Genomic DNA, 17,415 nt, shown 5'->3' on the forward strand with positions numbered 1-17,415 from the left:
CCGGGCGCGTTTTCGCCTTCGCTTTCGCCTTCGCCTTCGTTTCCGTTTCAGATCACAGATCGTCCGCGCTGATACCCAGCTCGGTCGCCATGCGCCGCACGACGGCCTGCAGACGGCTGACTTCATCGGCGAGACGCTTCTGCTCGGCCTTCAGCGCCTCGAATGCCGACAGCGGCACGCTGTCGTCCTCGGCGAGCGCGGACTGCGCGGCTTCGGTGATGCTGACCTCGCCGCACAACAGATGCATCCAGCGAATCTCACGCTCGCCCGCCATGCGCGGCAGCCGGACGACGCGAGGCGGATCGTTCGCGGCCAGCTCGTCGAGGAACGCCTCGACCGACGAAATATCGGCGAAGCCATGCAGGCGCGCGCTGTTCAGGCGCAATTCGGCGGCCGTTTGCGCGCCGCGCAGCAGCAGCGTGGTCAGCAGCGCGATCGACTGTCCCGGCAGCCCGAGCACGCGGTTCATGTTGTGCTCGAAGCGCGGCACGCGGCTGCTGCTGCCCTCGAACACGAGGCTCAGGCGTTTCAGGCCGTCGACGGCGGTCAGCACCTCGGCCTCGGTCGCGCTCATCACCGGCGCGCGGCCGGTCTTCTGATTGCAGCCGAGCGTCAGCGCGTTCAGCGACAACGGATAACTGTCGGGTACCGTGTGCTGTTTTTCGACGAGCACGCCGAGAACACGTCCTTCGAGCGCGGTCAGCGCGCGCAGCGAGGGTCGGGAAGGAGCGTCGGGAGGAGAATTCATGGGATTGCGAGGTCTCGTGGAAGATGCGCGCGCCGTTCGCGGCTGGACGGCGCGTTCTGTCAGGTGGGCACTATGATAAACGTGGCGAGCCCGGCGCGGCGAGCGAATCCGCGCTGCCGGCGTTGCCGCGCGTCAGGCCGTCTTCGAATACTTGAACGTGCCCTGCGCGCTCGCGATCAGCAGCTTGCCGTCCACCCACGCTTCCGAGCGCGAAAAGAAAATCGAGCGGCCCGCGCGTTCGAGAAAGCCCTTCGCGGTGACCGTCGCGCCGAGCCCCTTGTCCAGATAGTTCGTGGTCAGCGACAGCGTGAAGCCATGCCGCGCCGGCTGTCCCGGTGGCGCATAGAGGCCCGCGTAGCCCGCGGCGGCATCGAGCAGCGTCGCGATCGCGCCGCCTTGCAGCACACCCTGACGATTGAGCTTGCTCGCGTCGATCGGCATCAACAGCTCGGCATAGCCGTCGCGCCATTGGGTCAGACGCACGCCGAGCGATTCGAGAAACGGGTTGTCGATGGGAAAGTCGGACATGAATCGGGCCTTGCCTGGGTCGGAACGAATCGTGAGCATACCCGCGATCCAGCGGCGGCAGCGTCGGCAGCGGCGAAGCGCGCACGCCGGCAAAACCCGCCACATCTGCTAGTGTGAGTTGATCGACATTCTGTTTCGCGGAGACGCCATGCGGTCCACAAGCTCGAGAGCGAGCGAATCTGCCCGCCTGACCGACGCGCAGATCGCCGCCGAAGCGGCGCGCCGTCTCGCGTGGGATTCGGCCGTGCCGCCGCGCGCCGTGCGCGTGAAGGTCGCGCGGGGGCGCATCACGCTGTCGGGCGAGCTTCAGCGCGAAGCACAGCGCGCCGCGATGCTCGAAGACGTCACGCGTCTGTTCGGCGTCACCTCAGTCGCGGACCGGACCGTCGTCCGCAAGGGCTGACCTCAGTCAGGCGGGTCAACTCCCGCCCGCTTGCAGCAGTTGCCGGCAATGCCGCGCGATCTGCCTTTCCTCCTCGGTGTGCAACACCCTCACCTTGCCCGCCGGATCGTTTTCGACGAGCCCAAGAAACGCAAGCCCATCGCATACGCGCCGCCGAACCTCGGCGCTGTGCTCGCCGATCCCGCCGGTAAACACGAGCAGTTCGATGCCGCCAAGCAGTGCCGCGTACCCGCCGATCGTCTTGCGCACCGCGGTCGCAAAGGCATCGAGCGCGAGCGACGCCCGCGCGTCGCCGGCCGCCGCGCGTTTTTCGAGCACTTGCATGTCGCTTTCGCCGTCCGCGTAACCGGCCAGCCCGCTGCGGCGATTGAGCAGCGCTTCCAGCGCATCGGCGTCGAGCCGTTCCGCGCGCAGCAGATACAGCAGCACGCCCGGATCGAGGTCACCGCAGCGCGTGCCCATCGGGATGCCGCCGGTCGGCGTCAGGCCCATCGACGTATCGACCGAGCGGCCGTCGAGCAGCGCGCACAGGCTCGCCCCATTGCCGAGATGCGCGAACACCGCTCGCGACGGCAACGCCGCGCCGAGCTGCATGACCAGCGATTCGTACGACAGTCCATGAAAGCCATAGCGGATCACACCAGCGTCCGCGTAACGGCCCGGTAACGCGAGCTGCGCCGCACGCGGCGGCAGCGTCGCGTGAAACGCGGTGTCGAAGCACGCATAGTGCGGCGCGTCGCCGAAGATCTGCGTGGCTTCATCGATGAGCGCGAGTGCCGGCGGGATATGCAGCGGCGCGAAGTGCAGCGCGTCGCGCAACTGACGGCGCACGTCGTCGGTGATGAGCTGGTGCGTGCGCAGATGCGGACCGCCATGCACGACGCGATGCCCCACCGCCGAGGGCCGCGCATGATGCTGTTGCACGAGCACCTGCGAGAGCGCCTGCAACGCCTCGGTCTGCGATTGGAGCAAGTGCTCCTGCTGCAAAAGCACGCGACCATCGGCCGCTCTGATCCGCAGGCGGCCGTCGTCGCGGCCGATGCCCTCGGCCGCGCCTTCGAGCAGCAGTGTTTCGTCGTTGGCCGAGTGGGCGAACAGCCCGAACTTCAGCGATGACTACCCGCTGTTCAGCACGAGGATCGTCCGTTCCTGATCGTGGTCGTGCATGGCGCCTCCTCGCTCAGCCTTTCCACGTCCAGTTGCGGATTTCCTCCTTGTCGATCCCTTCCTCGTGCGCATACGCGAGATGCTCGATGATCTGCCCGCGCAGCCACTCCTTCGTATGATCACCGACGCCGCGCAGCGACGGCACGCGATCGATCGCATCGATCGCCAGCGTGAAGCGGTCGACGCCGTTGATGATCGCGAGTTCGAGCGGGGTATTGATGTTGCCCTTCTCGTTATAGCCATGCACGTGCATGTTTCCGTGATTCTGACGGTTGTACGTGAGCTTGTGCACGAGCGCCGCATACGAGTGGAAGTTGAAGATCACCGGCTTGCTGGTCGTAAACAGCGAATCGAAATCGCGGTCGGACAGTCCATGCGGATGCGCATGCTCGGGCATCAGGCGGAACAGATCGACCACGTTGACGAAGCGGATCTTCAGCGTCGGGCAGCGCTCCTTCAGGATCTGCACGGCGGCGAGCGCTTCCATCGTCGCGATGTCGCCCGCGCACGCGATCACGACGTCGGGCTCGACGCCCTGATCGGTCGACGCCCAGTCCCAGATGCCGATGCCCTTGGTGCAATGCGTGACGGCCGCGTCCATGTCGAGATAGTCCAGGTGCGGCTGCTTGTCGGACACGATCACATTCACGTAGTCGCGCGAGCGCAGGCAGTGATCGGCGACGCTCAGCAGACAGTTCGCGTCGGGCGGCAGATAGATGCGCACGACGTCCGGGCTCTTGTTCGTGACCACGTCGAGAAAACCGGGATCCTGGTGCGTGAAACCGTTGTGATCCTGGCGCCACACGATCGACGTGATCAGCAGATTGAGCGACGGCACCGGCTGCCGCCAGCCGAGCTCGCGCTTGGCTTTTTCGAGCCACTTGGCGTGCTGGTTGAACATCGAGTCGATCACGTGCACGAACGCTTCGTAGGTCGCGAAGAGTCCGTGACGGCCTGTCAGCGCATAGCCTTCCAACCAGCCTTCGAGCGTGTGCTCGCTGAGCATTTCCATCACGCGGCCATCGGGCGACAGTTCGCCGCCGTCGGCGTCGCCCGGTTCGAGCGCGGCGAGCCAGGTCTTGCCCGACGCTTCATAGACCGCGTGCAGCTTGTTGCTCGAAGTTTCGTCGGGACCGAACAGCCGGAAGTTCGACATGTTGTTGCGCATCACGTCGCGCAGGAACGTGCCGAGCACCGCGGTCGGCGACGTGTACGCCGCCGCCGGCTTCTTCACGGCCACCGCGTAGTCGCGGAACGGCGGCATGTCGAGCATCTTGCACAACAGCCCGCCGTTCGCGTGCGGATTCGCGCTGATGCGGCGCGCGCCCTCGGGCGCGAGCGCGCGCAGTTCTTCGACGAGCCGGCCGTTCGCATCGAACAGCGTTTCGGGGCCGTACCTGCGCAGCCAATCCTCGACGATCTGCAGACTCTTGCGATTGCTCACCGCATCGGCCACCGGCACCTGATGCGAGCGCCACGAGCCTTCCACCTTGTGACCGTCGACTTCCTTCGGCCCGGTCCAGCCCTTCGGCGAGCGCAGCACGATCATCGGCCAGCGCGGCCGCGTCGTGTCGTTGTTCTGCCGCGCATGCTGCTGGATCGCGCGAATTTCGCCGATGCATTGTTCGAGCGTCGCGGCCATCTGCTGATGCATCGTGTCGGGATCGTCGCCTTCGACGAAATACGGCTTGTGCCCGTAGCCGACCATCAATGCTTCGAGTTCCTCACGCGGAATGCGCGCGAGCAGCGTCGGGTTGGCGATCTTGTAGCCGTTCAGATGCAGCACCGGCAGCACCGCGCCGTCGCGGATCGGGTTCAGGAATTTGTTCGAATGCCACGACGTGGCGAGCGGGCCGGTTTCCGCTTCGCCGTCGCCGATCATCACGGTGACGATCAGCTCGGGGTTGTCGAACGCGGCGCCGTAGCCGTGCGACAGGCTGTAGCCGAGTTCGCCCCCTTCGTGAATCGAGCCCGGCGTTTCGGGCGTGCAATGCGAGCCGATGCCGCCCGGAAACGAGAATTGCCGGAAAAAGCGCCGCATACCGGCTTCGTCCTCGCTGCGGTCCGGATAAATTTCCGAGTAGTGGCCTTCCAGGTAGCAGTGCGCGAGGCTCGCGGGGGCGCCGTGACCGGGGCCGGACAGAAAGATCACGTCGAGATCGTGTTTGCGGATCAGCCGGTTCAGATGCACGAGCACGAAGCTCTGGCCGGCGTCGGAGCCCCAGTGGCCGAGCAGCCGGTTCTTGATGTGCTCGGCCTTCAGCGGTTTGCGCAGCAACGGGTTGTCGCGCAGATAGATCATGCCGACCGACAGGTAATTGCATGCGCGCCAGTAGCGATCGAGGTTGCGCAGCGTATCGGGGTCCAGAACTTGCGGTGGGGTGGGATGCGAGGTTGCTTCGGCCATGGCGTCACTCCTCGAAAAGAACTGTGAGGCTGGTTGGCGGATGATGCGGCGCACTCGAAACGAAGCCGGGCGGTGCGAGTCGAATGTACTAAGCTGCTCATACGGGGGCGGATGCTTTCTACCCCTCCCAGTATGTCGCGCTGAATGTGGCATTCGTGCTGCAACTCCCTGCGCTGTCTGCTTTCTTTTCGTGATTTTCCGTCTCAGGTCAATGGCCGCCATGTCGACATCTCCCAGTGCGCTCAAAGTGCTCGTGGTCCTGGTCCTTACGCTCGTGTTCACATGCCTGGCGGTCGCCATACCGATCGGCATATTCGGGCTGCTGGTCAAGCTGTTCGGCCACGTCTAGCACAGCGGCGCGGCTGCCAGCACGCGAACGCGGGCGCCACGGAATGTGTATGCTCGCTGAAAGACCGGGCGCGGCATTGGCAACACGCCGCTCATTCGTCGAAAGGAGAGTGCCTTGACCGACCACACCGACAACCCGCACGCATCGCAACCCGATCCCGAATTGCAGGCGCTCGCGCGCGAAGTCTTCGACCTCGCGCGGCGCGGCGACGCGACGATGCTCGCGGCCGTCATCGAAAAAGGCGTGCCGCCGAATTTGCGCAACGAGCGCGGCGACAGCCTGCTAATGCTCGCGAGCTACCACGGCCACGTCGACGCGGTGCGCACGCTGCTCGACCGGGGCGCCGATGCGAACCTGCGCAACGACGCGGGCCAGACGCCAATCGCGGGCGCCGCGTTCAAGGGCTTCGACAAGGTGATCGAAACCTTGCTCGCGCATGGCGCCGACGTCGAAGGCGCATCGCCCGATGGCCGTACCGCGCTGATGATCGCGGCGATGTTCAACCGCACCGCGATCGTCGATCTGCTGCTCGCGCACGGCGCGGACCCGCATGTGCGCGACGCGAACGGCGTCAGCGCGGCCGATGCCGCCGCGCGGATGGGCGCGGCCGATACCCAGGCGCGCCTGAAAGCGCTGGGCGCGTGAGCCCGCGATTTCACCCATGAAACGGCGCCCGCACACCACGCGCGGCGCCGCCTAGTTGCCCTTCGCGCTACGCAACAGCGTTTCCACGTCGATCTCCGCCAACTCGCCGATCCGCCCGACCGTCACGTCCGCGGGCGGATTGCTCGCGATCTCCTTCGCATCGAACGCATAGTGTCCCTGGCGCGGAAACACGGTGGTCAGCTCCGCGCCCCAGGCCTTCTTCATCGCGCTCAGAATTCGCAGCTTGTCGTCGACCATCACGTAATGGCGCGCCGGATAGCATTCCATCACCTGATCGAGCATCAACTCCTTGTGGATGTAGATCAGCACGCGCCCGTCGACTTCGTCCCACAGGCCCGAGCGCGAAATCTTGCGCGGCTGGAACACGACGTCGCCATCCGACAGGATCACCGTCGGCCCGTGCTTGCCGAGATGCCGCAGCGCGTCGAGCGCACCCGGATAGAGCCGGTTCGCAAACGGATACTCGATCAGGAACGACGACATCAACAGCAGGCGCGTGTCGCGTGGATGCTCGGTCCGGTAACGCTGCAGCGCGCCGAGGTAGTCGGCGTAACCGAGTTCGGTGCGCAGGTTTTCGAAGATTTCCCAATAGCGCGCACTGTTCTCTTCGCCGAACTGGCCCATCATGTGCGCGCGCAGATCCTGCAGCACGTGATCGTTGTCGAGCAGCGTGTTGTCGCAATCGAACAGAAACACGACGTCGTGCGGCGTGGTGGAGGTGACTGGCATCGGGGTTCCTTGTGGCAAGTTCGGCGGGACGGTTCGGCGGATCGGCGTGATAGCGGACGCGTGGATGGCCTCGACTACTTCAGCCCGCCGTCCGGCGCAACGGGTTTTTCCGCGTGGCCGCCGAAATCGTGCCGCATCGCCGACAGCACGCGATTCGCGAAATCGGCTTCTCCGCGGGAACTGAAGCGCGCGAACAGCGCCGCGCTGAGCACCGGTGTCGGCACACCTTCGTCGATGGCCGCCGCGACGGTCCAGCGCCCCTCGCCCGAATCCGATACGCGGCCCGCATAGCCTTTCAATTCGGTGTCGGTGGCGAGCGAGCCGGCGATCAGGTCGAGTAGCCACGAGCCGATCACGCTGCCGCGCCGCCAGACCTCGGCGATATCCGCGAGATTCAGATCGTACTGATACAGCTCGGGACGGCGCAGCGGCGACGTCTCCGCATCGGCCTCGCGCGCGTGCCGGCCGGCGTCGGCGTGGCGCAGCACGTTCAGACCTTCGGCGTAGGCGGTCATCAGCCCATACTCGATGCCGTTATGAACCATCTTGACGAAATGCCCCGCGCCTTGCGGGCCGCAATGCAGAAAGCCCTGCTCAGCGGTGCTCGCGCCCGCCGCGCGGCCCGGTGTCGCGCTCTGCGTGCCCACGCCGGGCGCCAACGTCGAGAAGATCGGTTCGAGCCGTTTGACGACCTCAGCCTCGCCGCCGATCATCAGGCAGTAGCCGCGCTCGCGCCCCGCGACGCCGCCGCTCGTGCCGACGTCCACGTAGTGAAGCTGGCGCGCGCCGAGTTGCTGGCCGCGGCGGATGTCGTCGTGGTAGTAGGAGTTGCCGCCGTCGATCACGACATCGCCCGGCTCGAGCAGCGGCACGAGCTTGTCGAGCGTCGCGTCGACCACGGCGGCGGGCACCATCAGCCACACGGCGCGCGGCTTGTCGAGCTTCGCGACGAGGTCTTCGAGCGAGCTCGCGCCGGCCACGCCTTCCTGCTTCAGCCTGTCGACCGCCGCCGGCTGCACGTCGTAGACGATGCACTGCTGAGCTCCCCTGGTCAGGCGCCGCACCATGTCGGCGCCCATTCGTCCCAATCCAATCATGCCTAGCTGCATGGCTCGCTCCGAAAGATGCTGCGTTGCGCTGCCCGATTTTGCGGTCGTCGTGTTGCGGCGGCGTGGCTGCCCTTAAGCATAGGCGCTGTGTCGCGAGCTACGCCGAATGTACCGAAGCAAGCCGCACTTTTTTGCAGAGGCGCAGCGCGGCTCAAAGTTCCGCGTAGCTGGAGGCGCGCCGCATCCGCACGAAAGCGAACGCGGCGGGCCCACGTGTCATTCGCTACGCTCGGGCACGCGCGTGCCGCGGCGGGCGGCCAGCTTCGCGTATTGCTCGGCCGCGAAGCGCTTGACCGCGCGCCACATCAGCGGATAGCGATAGCCGGGCACCGCGAACAGCACCAGCGCGCACAGCCCCAGCAGTCCGCAGAACAGGAACGTGCCGCGATAGCTGAACGCCTGCACGAGCAGCCCCGACAGCACGCCCGACAGGATCGAGCCGACTCGCGCCGCATTGAAGAACAGCGCGGTCGCGCGCCCGGGCGAATGCGGCATCAGGTCCTGCACGTAGGTCATGCCGAGGCACGACGTCACGGCGACCACGAACGCGTTCAGCATCTGCATCGGGATCAGCACGCTGACGTTGCCCGCCAGCGACATCGCGACGAAGTACACCGCATGCACGGCCGCGCACGAGGCAAGCCAGTTCGGCTTGTGCAGCGACGACGACTTCGCGCCGAGCGCGAGCATCATCGGGATCTCGGTCAGCGCGCCGAGACCGAGCATCACCGACACGTCGAGATGCGTGCCGTTGAGCCCATGCACGATGTACAGCGGCAGTACGATCATCGTCGCGTTCGCGGCGAGGCCGAGCAAGGTCAGCGCGGTCACCGAGCGCAGGATGTCGTTCGCCGACGCGACCGGCAGTGTTTCGTGCGCGTCCTCGCCGGGCTGCCTCAGCGGCGGCACCGTGATCGACGCGGACGGCTCCGACGCGGTGTCCTCGACCGTGTGATCGCCGAGATGGCTCTGCGGCTCCTGCATGCGCCAGACGATGAAGCCGCAGGTCGCGAAGCTGGCGGCCGCGAACAGGAAGAGTCCGGTGAAGCTCGTCGCGGCGAGCACCAAAGCGCCGACCGCCGGCCCGAACACCCATGCGGCCGAGAGGATCGTACGCAGCGTCGCGCTCGCGAACACGCGCTCGGCAGGGTCGGGCACCGGCAGCGCCGCGCGGCTGAACGAGAACACCATCGAAATCGCCGAACCGCCCGCGCCGATGAACACGATGCCGACCACGAGCAGCAGCCGGTAATCGCGCACCACGCACAGACACAGGTAGCCGAGCGCGGCAGCGATGAGCGCCGCCAGCAATAACGGTCGATGCCGCCCGCTGCGGTCGCTCCAGCGCCCCGCCACCGTGCTCGCGAGCACGCCGCTCGCGGCGATCAGCGTCATGAATACGCCGAGCCGGAACGGCGTCATGCCGGCGCGTTCGATGCCGAACAAAGACAGATACGGTGCGGTGAAGGACATCGCCACACCGAGCATCAGGGTGGCGGCGGCGAGCGGCTTGAAGCCAGGAATGCGAAGCAGGTCGAAAAAACGCGCAGTTTTCAACACGGGGACGGTGGGTCAGGTGGAGCGGGCCTCGATACGCAGCGAAGCGCTCGAAGGCACGTTAGGCGTCGCAGGCAGGGGGCCGGAACGACCGGGGCATTATCGACCCGGAGCGCGGCTCGCGTAAACCCGCTAAGAGCTGTCCCAAATCCGTGAGAAGCCTGCGGATTCATCCGGTTACTTGCGCCGCGCCGCGCCGATGCGTGCCGTTAGCGCCAAGCTGCTGGCGCGCTCACCGCTACTTGCCCTCAGTTGCGCGCATCTGCTGCGCCTGCGCCTTGTAGTCGTAGGTCGGATAGAACTCGGTGTGATAGCCGCCCCACGCGGTCGATTCGATCGCGCGGTTCACTTCACGCAACCGGCTCGCGGGCACGCGCAGCGTCACGACCTGCCCGATGCCCATCATCACGTACCACGACACGACTTCGATGCCTGGCGGCGGGAAGGTCTTGAAGAAGCCCTGCTCGCGCAGTTGATCGTTGATTTTCGGAAGCGGCTTCGATTCGTCGTGGCGCAGGAAGATCGTCAGCAGGAAGGTGTCGTCGGCGGGGGCGGAGGCTGCCGTGGCTGGGGTGGCCGCAATCGTGGCGGGGGGCGCCGCGTCGGCGCAGTGCGCGAGCGGCGCGATGGTCAACATGACCAACGATGCAGCCAGCGCGACCGCCCGCGCGCCGCGCGTCGAAAGGCTATCAGCGGAAAGACCAGCGACTGCCGATGCAATGAGCATAAAACGCCTCCATGACGGATTGAACTCAGCTTCGATCACATTCCTGCGCGCAGCAATCCCCGCTCCAGCGCGAACGCATCACACCACGACGTAGCCGCGCTGTTCGAGCGTCCAGCGGTGCCACCGGTTGCCATACGCGCCGCATGCGAACGCGAACACGATCGACAGCACGAAGCCGATCAGATCGGCCGTCTCGCCCCACAGACCGATGCCGAGCAGGATCACGTTGATGCCTAGCATCACGAACGCGGCGAACCACATTCTCTTCGACAGCGCCCAGATGAAGCCGAGCAGGCACGCGCCCCAGCTGAAGCCGGTCGCGACCGCGATAGCGTCTTTGTGTTGCGGATGTTGCAGATAGATTCGTGTGTTCATGTTTTGCGAGGTTCTGTGCGATGACGCGGCGCGTCGATCGGTCGAGCACGCGCGCACCGCTTTTTAACATACCGCGGCGACACCGCGCGCATCGGCAGCATACGGCCGCTGCGCTGACGATCCGCGACATAGCTGCTACCCTTGGCAGATCACGATCAGCAGCGGAGCACGCATGACCTCGCCGACAGCTTATTCCCCGAAAGGACCGACCCGTGCCGAGCTGGACTCGCTGCCCGGCGTCACCGTCGTCGAATTCGGCACCGACTGGTGCGGTTATTGCCAGGGCGCGCAGGCATCGATCCGGCAGGCGCTCGCGCCGCACGCGGGCCTGCGGCATCTGAAGATCGAGGACGGCCCGGGCCGCCCGCTCGGCCGCTCGTTCAAGGTCAAGCTGTGGCCGACGCTCGTGCTGATGCGCGACGGCGCCGAGGTCGCGCGCGTGGTGCGGCCACACAGCGCCGAGGATATCGACGACGCGTTCGCGTCGCTCTGAGATTCGAGCTCCGTCATGCGCCAGGTCATCCATCATCTGAGTGTCCAGGCCCGCGGCCGCGGCCTCGTCGAATTTACCGACGACGCGCGCCGCTTCGTCGACGATACGGACATCCGTACAGGTCTGCTAACGCTGTTTTGCCGGCACACGTCGGCGTCGCTGCTGATTCAGGAGAATGCCGATCCGTCCGTGCGGCGAGATCTGCAGCGCTACTTCGAGACCCTCGCGCCCGAGGACGACACGCGCTACGAGCACGACACCGAAGGCCCCGACGACATGCCCGCGCATCTGCGCACGGCGCTCACCCAGGTGCAGTTGTCCGTGCCCGTCGAGCATGGAAGGATGGTGCTCGGCACATGGCAGGGGCTGTATCTGTTCGAACATCGGCGTCACCCGCAGCCGCGCGATATCGTGTTGCATCTGCTCGGCGAATGAAGTCCGCTTTCGCACCCACTCGTCACGCAAAGGAAACTGTCACCGGCACTTCTCCGCACACCGCATCGAACGGAACCTACCCAAGGGAGCACACCTCATGGACACCCGTAGCGAGCTGCAAGCCACCGTCAAGGCGATGGTTCAACCGGGCAAGGGTCTTCTCGCCGCCGACGAAAGCGGCCCGACCATCGCCAAACGCTTCAAGACGATCGGCCTCGAATCGACCGAGGAAAACCGTCGCGCGTATCGCAACCTGCTCCTGACGACGCCCGGCCTCGGCGAGTTCGTGAGCGGCGTGATCCTCTACGAAGAAACGCTCGGCCAGAAAGCCGACGACGGCACGCCGTTCCCGCAGGTGGCCGCGGCAAACGGCATCGTGCCCGGCATCAAGGTCGACCTCGGCAAGGTGCCGCTTGCGCTCGCTCCCGGCGACGAGATCATCGAAGGCCTCGACGGTCTCGCCAAACGGTTCGTCGATTACAAGCGGCACGGCGCCCGCTTCGCGAAGTGGCGCGCGGTCTACAACATCACCGCGAGCCTGCCGAGCCGGCTCGCGATCGAGGCGAACGCCGATTCGCTCGCGCGCTACGCGGCGATCAGCCAGGAAGCCGGCATCGTGCCGATCGTCGAACCCGAGGTGCTGATGGACGGCGAGCACACGATCGAGCGTTGCGCGGAAGTCACCGAGGCCGTGTTGCACGAGGTGTTTCATGCGCTGCATCGGCATCGCGTGGTGCTCGAACATATCGTGCTGAAGCCGAGCATGGTGCTGGCCGGCTCCGAGCATCAGCAGCAGTCGAGCACGGCGCATATCGCGGCGGCGACCGTGCGCGTGCTGATGCGTACGGTCCCCTCTTCGGTTCCCGGTCTCGTGTTCCTGTCGGGCGGACAGTCGCCCGAGGAGGCCACCGCCAATCTCAGTGCGATGAACCGGCTCGGCGCGCTACCGTGGAATCTGAGCTTTTCGTACGGGCGCGCGTTGCAGGAGCCGCCGTTGAATGCGTGGCGCGGACAGCCGGCCAACGTGAAGGAAGCGCAGCAGGCGTTGCTCAAGCGCGCGCGTCTGAACGGCGCGGCCGCGCTCGGCAAGTACGACGCGGCGATGGAAAAGGATTGACCGCTGGCGAGCGATTGCAAATCGCCAGTAATCACGTTTATGTACAAAGCGGCAGGAGCCGACACGCCGGGTCACACCCGACGCGCGACTCCAGCCGCCCTTCTGCCTTGATACGCTGCGCTTACTGCCCCTTCGTATCGCTGCTCGCGTCGGCGCCCGGCGTATTCGTCGAGTCGGTCATGGGCTTCTTCGACTTCGAATGCTTCTTCACGTGATGGTGAGTCGAAGGCGTGGTCGCCCCGGTCGGCCCCGCATCGCCGCCCTCGCGTGTCGAGGTCGCGGCGTTGCTGTTCGGGTCGTTGCCGGCGGGCCCCCCGCCGCCGCCTGCGCCACCGCCGGCGCCTTGCGCCATTGCGAGCGACGAAGCCGCGAGCAAGGTGGAAACGAGCACTGCGTGTCTGATCTTCATGGCGATTCTCCTGGGTGTCGAGAGTGTCGAAAGGAAGTGGGCGCGCGGTGACCGCGTGCGCAAACCTCGCGCTCTTTTCAGCAAGGGCTGTGCCGCAGCACAGCACGCCAGGAAAAGCCCATGGACGCGATAGACGAACGGTGCCGCGGCTTCAGGTGCCGCAAGCCACCAGCGCATGCAGTTCGTCGATATTGAACGGCTTCGCGAGTATCGCGATGCCGAGCCGACGCGCGCGGTCGAGCTCGTCGGCGTAACCGGTCATCAGCGCGATCTTTTGCGACGGCCACGCGCTGCGGATCTTCTCCGCCAGGTCGATACCGTTCAGCTTGCCCGGCATCTGGATGTCCGACAGCACGAGCTCGAAGCGCTCGCCGGCGCTCAGCACGTCGAACGCCTGGTCGGCGGTCGGCTCGTGGTGCACCTCGCAGCCGAAGGTTTCGAGCACCGCGGTCACGCCGGCCGCGACGTCCTCGTTGTCCTCGACGAGCAGCACGGCCCCGGCCGCGGTCGGCAGCGGCTGGCGCGCATCGGCGCCGGCCAGCGCGGCGCGCTCACGATAGCGCGGCAGAAACATCCGCACCGTCGTGCCGCTGCCCAGCACGCTGTCGATCTTCGCGGTGCCACCGGCCTGCTCGGACATCGACAGCACCTGGGCGAGCCCGAGGCCGGTGCCCGAGCCGCGCAGCTTGGTCGTGAACAGCGGCTCGAACGCACGACGCGCGACCGATTCGGGCATCCCTTCGCCGTCGTCGGAACAGGCGATCAGCACGTACTCGCCGTCCGGCAGCAGCGTATCGCTGTTGACCAGCCGATTGTTCTGGCAGCGGATCACGAAGCGCCCGCCGCGCGGCATCGCATCGCGCGCGTTCATCGCGATGTTCACGATCGCGAACTCGAGATCGGTCGGATCGACGAGCACCTGCCACAGGTTCTCCGGCATCCGCAACGCCAGTTCGATCGTGTCGCCGAGCGCCGCGTTGATCAGCGGCACGGCGGCCGGCAGCCAGCGCGCAAGCTCGACGGGCTCCTGCTTCAGCGGCTGCTTGCGCGCGACGCTCAACAGACGCCGCGTCAGCGCTTCGGCCGTGGCCGTGGCACGCTCGACCGCATGCACTTCCTTCTCGAGATCGTTGTAATGTTTGAGGCGCGCGAGCTCGGTGTTCGCCGACACCACCATCAGCAGGTTGTTGAAATCGTGCGCGACATTCGCGACCAGATTGCCGAGCGCGCCCATGCGCTGCAGTTGCCGGCTCGACGCCTCGGCCGATAGACGCATCGCGACCTCGCCCTGCCACCGCTCCCACGCGCGCCGCTCCGCCTCGAGCTGACGCAGCGAATACAGCACGAGCCACCAGATCGCGATGCAGGGCACCGCCGTCAGCGCCGCGATGAACATAAAGTGCGCGCGCCACGCCGCCACGATCGACGACGTCGAATACGCGCTCATCACATACAACGGATAGTCGCCGACGCGGCGAAACGCGAGCAGCCGCTCGACACCGTCGACGGTCGAATTCAGACGCACGTGCCCGAACAGCTCTTTGTCGCGCAACGCGGACATGAACGCGCTGTGCATCGACGGCCGCGCGCCGGCCGGCCATGGCGGATAGCGCACCAGCAGATTGCCGTCCTGCCGGTACAGCGCGAGCGCGAGCGACGGATCGCCGTTGGTCAGCTCGCGATAGAAGCGCGAAAAATATTCGTTGCGCAGCGCCACCGTGACCGCGCCGAGAAACTGACCGTCCGTACCCGTGCGGCCGATCGCGGTCGTGAACACGTCGATCTTCGACAGCGCGCCGAACATCGGCAGCGAGAAATACGGCTGCGGACGCATCGACTTCGCGGCGAGAAAGTCGTCGCGCAAGCCGATCGTCATCGCCGGCGCCGGATACACGAGGCTCGACGCAAGTAACTGGCCGTTCACACCGAGCAGCGAGATCGACGCCACCTGCGGAAAGTCGCCGCCGATGCTCTGCAGACGCTCGTGCAATTCGCGCTCGCGCGCGCGGATCTGCGCGTCGTCGGAATTGCCGAGCAGCTCGATCACGCGCGAGGCCATCTGCCGGTTCAAATCCAGCACCTTGACGGCCTGCTCCTGCGCCACGCGCGCGAGGCGGTCGAGCGCATCGTTCGCATCGGAGATGCGGCGCTGGTAGTCGAAGTAGCCATAGCCCACGAGGCAGGCCAACGGAAACACGATCGACACGGCCAGCAAGATCAGCAGCATGCGCCGCGTCGCCGCGAAGTTGCGTGACGGCATCGGCACATCGACTGCGATACGTTCTGCACGCTGCACGGTCACCTGCTCCATCAAAGTTGCATACGGTCAGGGAAGGCATTGCCTGGGAATTCGCACGCCGCTGTTCGCGCGCTAATTCCCCTGTCTCGAAATTTACCGCAACTCGGCCTATCTTCCCAAGCGGCTTCACGGCATCACTCCGTCGACGCGTCCGGGCACGACGATTGCTGCCTTATCGCTGCTTGATGGCAAGCGTACTTCCGTCACCGCTCGCGACGCGTTTGCGTGCGCTGCGCGAGCTCTTTCTTGCGCGAGGCCTCACCATGTCCACGACTGCCCGCCGCGTCGCGCGGCTCTCGGAATTGCCAGCGGACCGCGCGGTGCGCGTGATCGTGGACGGCACGCCGATTCTGCTGGTGCGCGATGGCGACACCGTGCGGGCGTACTCGCCTGATTGCCCGCATGCCGGGGGCCCGCTCGAAGAGGGCGCGCTGTGCCACGGCCGCATCATCTGCCCATGGCACAAGGGTACGTTCGACGTCGCGACCGGCAACGTGCTCGAGCCGCCCGCGCTGCTGCCGCTCGATCGCTACCCGGTCACGCTCGATGGCGACGAAGTGCTCGTGTCGTCGGAAAAAATCGCAGCGGCGGCACCGGCGGCGCACACAGCCCCGCCCGATGCCACCGCGCAAGACAAGCACTACGTGGTAATCGGCGCGGGCGCGGCCGGCGCCGCTGCCTGTGCCGCGTTACGCGAGTTCGGCTTCGAGGGCCGCATCACGCTGATCGGCGACGAAGCGCACGCGCCCTATGACCGCACCTCGCTGAGCAAATTCGTCCCCTCGTTTGAAATGGCGCCCGCCGACGTGCCGCCGCTGCTGCCGCCCGACTGGCTGCACACGCACGGCATCGAGCGCATCGTCGCGAAGGTCGCGCGGCTCGACGTGCCTGCGCACACGATCCATTTCGAAGCCGGCGCGGGTGGTAGCGAGCAGAGCATCGAGCCGCTGAAATACGACACCGCGCTGCTCGCGACCGGCAGCGTGCCGAAAGTGCCCGACATGCCCGGCTGCGAACTCGGCGGCGTGCATGTGCTTCGACACCTCGACGATGCCGCCGCGTTGATCGACGCGCTCGGCGACGATGCATCGCAAACCCGCGTCGCGATTCTCGGCAGCAGCTTCATCGGCCTCGAAGTCGCGTCCGCGTTGCGCAACCACGGCGTGCCCGTCACCGTGATTTCGCGTGACAAGGTGCCGTTCGCGAAGCAGTTCGGCGAGCGCGCGGGCCGGATGTTTCGCGCGCTGCACGAAAGCAATGGCGTGAAGTTTTATCTCGACGCCAAGGTCGCCTCGCTCGAGGGCGAGGAAGGCAATGTGCATACGGTGATGCTTGCCGGCGGCGAGGCCATCGCGGCCGATGTCGTGCTTCTGGGCACGGGGGTTGCGCCGGCTACGGGGTTTGTCGAAGGACTGCCGTTGCAGAAGGACGGCGGCGTGATCGTCAATGCCGGCATGAACGCCGCGTGCGGTCTGTATGCGGCCGGCGATATCGCCGTGTTCACGCTGCATGAGAACCAGGAGCCGGTGCGTATCGAGCATTGGCGCGTCGCGCAGCAGCATGCGCGCATCGCCGCGCAGAACATGTGCGGTTTGCGCAATCGCTATGCCGACGTGCCGTTCTTCTGGACCTATCACTACGGCAAGACCTTCGAATACCTCGGTCACGCGAGCGAGTGGGATGAGATCGTCGTCGATGGCGACTTCGATCGTCACCAGTTCATCGCGCTGTACGTGCGTGACGGCCACGTCGACGCGGTGTTCGCCTGCGAGCGCGAAGCGCTGACCGCGCGGCTTTCCGACGCGATGCGCGGCGGGCTGTCGCGGGCCGACGCGCTCGCGATCATCGGCGCGGCGGAAGCGGCGGCGTCGTGACGATGCGCACGTGGACCCGCGCG

At 66.2% G+C, this 17,415-nt stretch carries 18 protein-coding genes; 7 read left to right on the plus strand and 11 right to left on the minus strand.

The features are described 5' to 3' along the window. Positions 1 to 52: 52 nt before the first annotated feature. Positions 53 to 748, minus strand: a complete 696-nt coding sequence (locus OKW41_RS11345; protein WP_429443513.1) for a YceH family protein — start codon at positions 746 to 748, stop codon at positions 53 to 55. A 132-nt stretch (positions 749 to 880) separates the two neighbouring features. Further along, entirely contained in the window at positions 881 to 1,276 is a 396-nt protein-coding gene (locus OKW41_RS11350) for a PaaI family thioesterase (protein WP_026226643.1), read from the minus strand. A gap of 148 nt (positions 1,277 to 1,424) precedes the next feature. Here OKW41_RS11350 and OKW41_RS11355 point away from each other — a divergent pair, with 148 nt between their 5' ends. Then, a complete protein-coding gene (locus tag OKW41_RS11355; protein WP_429290387.1) occupies positions 1,425 to 1,679 on the plus strand; it encodes a BON domain-containing protein in 255 nt (84 codons plus the stop codon). Between the two features lie 15 nt (positions 1,680 to 1,694). Here the strand turns inward: OKW41_RS11355 and OKW41_RS11360 are convergent, their stop codons facing one another. Beyond that, complete coding sequence (locus tag OKW41_RS11360) at positions 1,695 to 2,789, minus strand: acetate/propionate family kinase (protein WP_429573388.1); 1,095 nt, start codon at positions 2,787 to 2,789, stop codon at positions 1,695 to 1,697. Between the two features lie 70 nt (positions 2,790 to 2,859). Beyond that, a complete protein-coding gene (locus tag OKW41_RS11365) occupies positions 2,860 to 5,253 on the minus strand; it encodes a phosphoketolase family protein (RefSeq protein ID WP_429572532.1) in 2,394 nt (797 codons plus the stop codon). Between the two features lie 220 nt (positions 5,254 to 5,473). Between OKW41_RS11365 and OKW41_RS11370 the strand changes: the two genes are divergently transcribed. Both OKW41_RS11370 and OKW41_RS11375 read left to right on the plus strand, forming a co-directional pair. Next, positions 5,474 to 5,602 (plus strand): hypothetical protein, encoded by a 129-nt coding sequence (locus tag OKW41_RS11370; protein WP_429443519.1) that lies wholly within the window; start codon positions 5,474 to 5,476, stop codon positions 5,600 to 5,602. Positions 5,603 to 5,716: 114 nt separating this feature from the next. Further along, positions 5,717 to 6,247: an ankyrin repeat domain-containing protein gene (locus OKW41_RS11375; protein ID WP_429572533.1), complete on the plus strand. Its 531-nt coding sequence runs from the start codon at positions 5,717 to 5,719 to the stop codon at positions 6,245 to 6,247. 51 nt (positions 6,248 to 6,298) lie between these two features. On the opposite strand, the gene OKW41_RS11380 is transcribed toward OKW41_RS11375, so the two are convergent. The 5 genes from OKW41_RS11380 to OKW41_RS11400 all read right to left on the minus strand — a co-directional run bounded on the left by OKW41_RS11380 (position 6,299) and on the right by OKW41_RS11400 (position 10,765). Beyond that, a complete protein-coding gene (locus OKW41_RS11380) occupies positions 6,299 to 6,997 on the minus strand; it encodes an HAD family hydrolase (RefSeq protein WP_429572534.1) in 699 nt (232 codons plus the stop codon). A gap of 74 nt (positions 6,998 to 7,071) precedes the next feature. Next, entirely contained in the window at positions 7,072 to 8,106 is a 1,035-nt protein-coding gene (gene gnd / locus OKW41_RS11385; protein ID WP_429572535.1) for a phosphogluconate dehydrogenase (NAD(+)-dependent, decarboxylating), read from the minus strand. Positions 8,107 to 8,322: 216 nt separating this feature from the next. Beyond that, positions 8,323 to 9,666, minus strand: a complete 1,344-nt coding sequence (locus OKW41_RS11390; RefSeq protein ID WP_429572536.1) for a sugar efflux transporter — start codon at positions 9,664 to 9,666, stop codon at positions 8,323 to 8,325. A 235-nt stretch (positions 9,667 to 9,901) separates the two neighbouring features. Beyond that, on the minus strand, positions 9,902 to 10,390 hold the full coding sequence (locus OKW41_RS11395) for a hypothetical protein (protein ID WP_429572537.1): 489 nt from the start codon (positions 10,388 to 10,390) through the stop codon (positions 9,902 to 9,904). Between the two features lie 78 nt (positions 10,391 to 10,468). Then, positions 10,469 to 10,765 carry a DUF2628 domain-containing protein gene (locus OKW41_RS11400; RefSeq protein ID WP_187611384.1) on the minus strand — a complete coding sequence of 99 codons (297 nt, stop codon included), beginning with the start codon at positions 10,763 to 10,765 and terminating at the stop codon, positions 10,469 to 10,471. 172 nt (positions 10,766 to 10,937) lie between these two features. Between OKW41_RS11400 and OKW41_RS11405 the strand changes: the two genes are divergently transcribed. From OKW41_RS11405 to OKW41_RS11415, 3 genes are all read left to right on the plus strand, one after another. Continuing rightward, positions 10,938 to 11,258 carry a thioredoxin family protein gene (locus OKW41_RS11405; RefSeq protein WP_429443532.1) on the plus strand — a complete coding sequence of 107 codons (321 nt, stop codon included), beginning with the start codon at positions 10,938 to 10,940 and terminating at the stop codon, positions 11,256 to 11,258. A 15-nt stretch (positions 11,259 to 11,273) separates the two neighbouring features. After that, entirely contained in the window at positions 11,274 to 11,693 is a 420-nt protein-coding gene (locus OKW41_RS11410) for a secondary thiamine-phosphate synthase enzyme YjbQ (protein ID WP_429443535.1), read from the plus strand. A gap of 97 nt (positions 11,694 to 11,790) precedes the next feature. Continuing rightward, positions 11,791 to 12,810 carry a class I fructose-bisphosphate aldolase gene (locus OKW41_RS11415; RefSeq protein ID WP_429572538.1) on the plus strand — a complete coding sequence of 340 codons (1,020 nt, stop codon included), beginning with the start codon at positions 11,791 to 11,793 and terminating at the stop codon, positions 12,808 to 12,810. Between the two features lie 121 nt (positions 12,811 to 12,931). Here OKW41_RS11415 and OKW41_RS11420 read toward each other — a convergent pair whose 3' ends face one another. Together OKW41_RS11420 and OKW41_RS11425 are read right to left on the minus strand one after the other, a co-directional pair. Beyond that, positions 12,932 to 13,219 (minus strand): hypothetical protein, encoded by a 288-nt coding sequence (locus tag OKW41_RS11420; RefSeq protein ID WP_429572539.1) that lies wholly within the window; start codon positions 13,217 to 13,219, stop codon positions 12,932 to 12,934. Positions 13,220 to 13,370: 151 nt separating this feature from the next. Beyond that, positions 13,371 to 15,515: a response regulator gene (locus tag OKW41_RS11425; protein WP_429572540.1), complete on the minus strand. Its 2,145-nt coding sequence runs from the start codon at positions 15,513 to 15,515 to the stop codon at positions 13,371 to 13,373. 266 nt (positions 15,516 to 15,781) lie between these two features. On the opposite strand from OKW41_RS11425, the gene OKW41_RS11430 reads away from it, so the two are divergent. Next, the gene (locus tag OKW41_RS11430; protein ID WP_429572541.1) at positions 15,782 to 17,392 is read left to right on the plus strand and encodes an FAD-dependent oxidoreductase; all 1,611 of its coding nucleotides are present in this window, start codon (positions 15,782 to 15,784) and stop codon (positions 17,390 to 17,392) included. Positions 17,393 to 17,415: the final 23 nt, after the last annotated feature.

The organism is Paraburkholderia sp. UCT70, assembly GCF_050434085.1.
Classification (GTDB): domain Bacteria; phylum Pseudomonadota; class Gammaproteobacteria; order Burkholderiales; family Burkholderiaceae; genus Paraburkholderia; species Paraburkholderia tuberum.

What these genes read in the sequence shown, in the direction of transcription:
- OKW41_RS11430 (WP_429572541.1), top strand. Translation starts at nt 15,782, where the DNA reads ATGTCCACGACTGCCCGCCGCGTCGCGCGGCTCTCGGAATTGCCAGCG.
- OKW41_RS11420 (WP_429572539.1), bottom strand. Translation starts at nt 13,219, where the DNA reads ATGAAGATCAGACACGCAGTGCTCGTTTCCACCTTGCTCGCGGCTTCG.
- OKW41_RS11380 (WP_429572534.1), bottom strand. Translation starts at nt 6,997, where the DNA reads ATGCCAGTCACCTCCACCACGCCGCACGACGTCGTGTTTCTGTTCGAT.
- OKW41_RS11410 (WP_429443535.1), top strand. Translation starts at nt 11,274, where the DNA reads ATGCGCCAGGTCATCCATCATCTGAGTGTCCAGGCCCGCGGCCGCGGC.
- OKW41_RS11400 (WP_187611384.1), bottom strand. Translation starts at nt 10,765, where the DNA reads ATGAACACACGAATCTATCTGCAACATCCGCAACACAAAGACGCTATC.
- OKW41_RS11355 (WP_429290387.1), top strand. Translation starts at nt 1,425, where the DNA reads ATGCGGTCCACAAGCTCGAGAGCGAGCGAATCTGCCCGCCTGACCGAC.
- OKW41_RS11415 (WP_429572538.1), top strand. Translation starts at nt 11,791, where the DNA reads ATGGACACCCGTAGCGAGCTGCAAGCCACCGTCAAGGCGATGGTTCAA.
- OKW41_RS11405 (WP_429443532.1), top strand. Translation starts at nt 10,938, where the DNA reads ATGACCTCGCCGACAGCTTATTCCCCGAAAGGACCGACCCGTGCCGAG.
- OKW41_RS11350 (WP_026226643.1), bottom strand. Translation starts at nt 1,276, where the DNA reads ATGTCCGACTTTCCCATCGACAACCCGTTTCTCGAATCGCTCGGCGTG.
- OKW41_RS11365 (WP_429572532.1), bottom strand. Translation starts at nt 5,253, where the DNA reads ATGGCCGAAGCAACCTCGCATCCCACCCCACCGCAAGTTCTGGACCCC.
- OKW41_RS11345 (WP_429443513.1), bottom strand. Translation starts at nt 748, where the DNA reads ATGAATTCTCCTCCCGACGCTCCTTCCCGACCCTCGCTGCGCGCGCTG.
- gnd (WP_429572535.1), bottom strand. Translation starts at nt 8,106, where the DNA reads ATGCAGCTAGGCATGATTGGATTGGGACGAATGGGCGCCGACATGGTG.
- OKW41_RS11395 (WP_429572537.1), bottom strand. Translation starts at nt 10,390, where the DNA reads ATGCTCATTGCATCGGCAGTCGCTGGTCTTTCCGCTGATAGCCTTTCG.
- OKW41_RS11370 (WP_429443519.1), top strand. Translation starts at nt 5,474, where the DNA reads ATGTCGACATCTCCCAGTGCGCTCAAAGTGCTCGTGGTCCTGGTCCTT.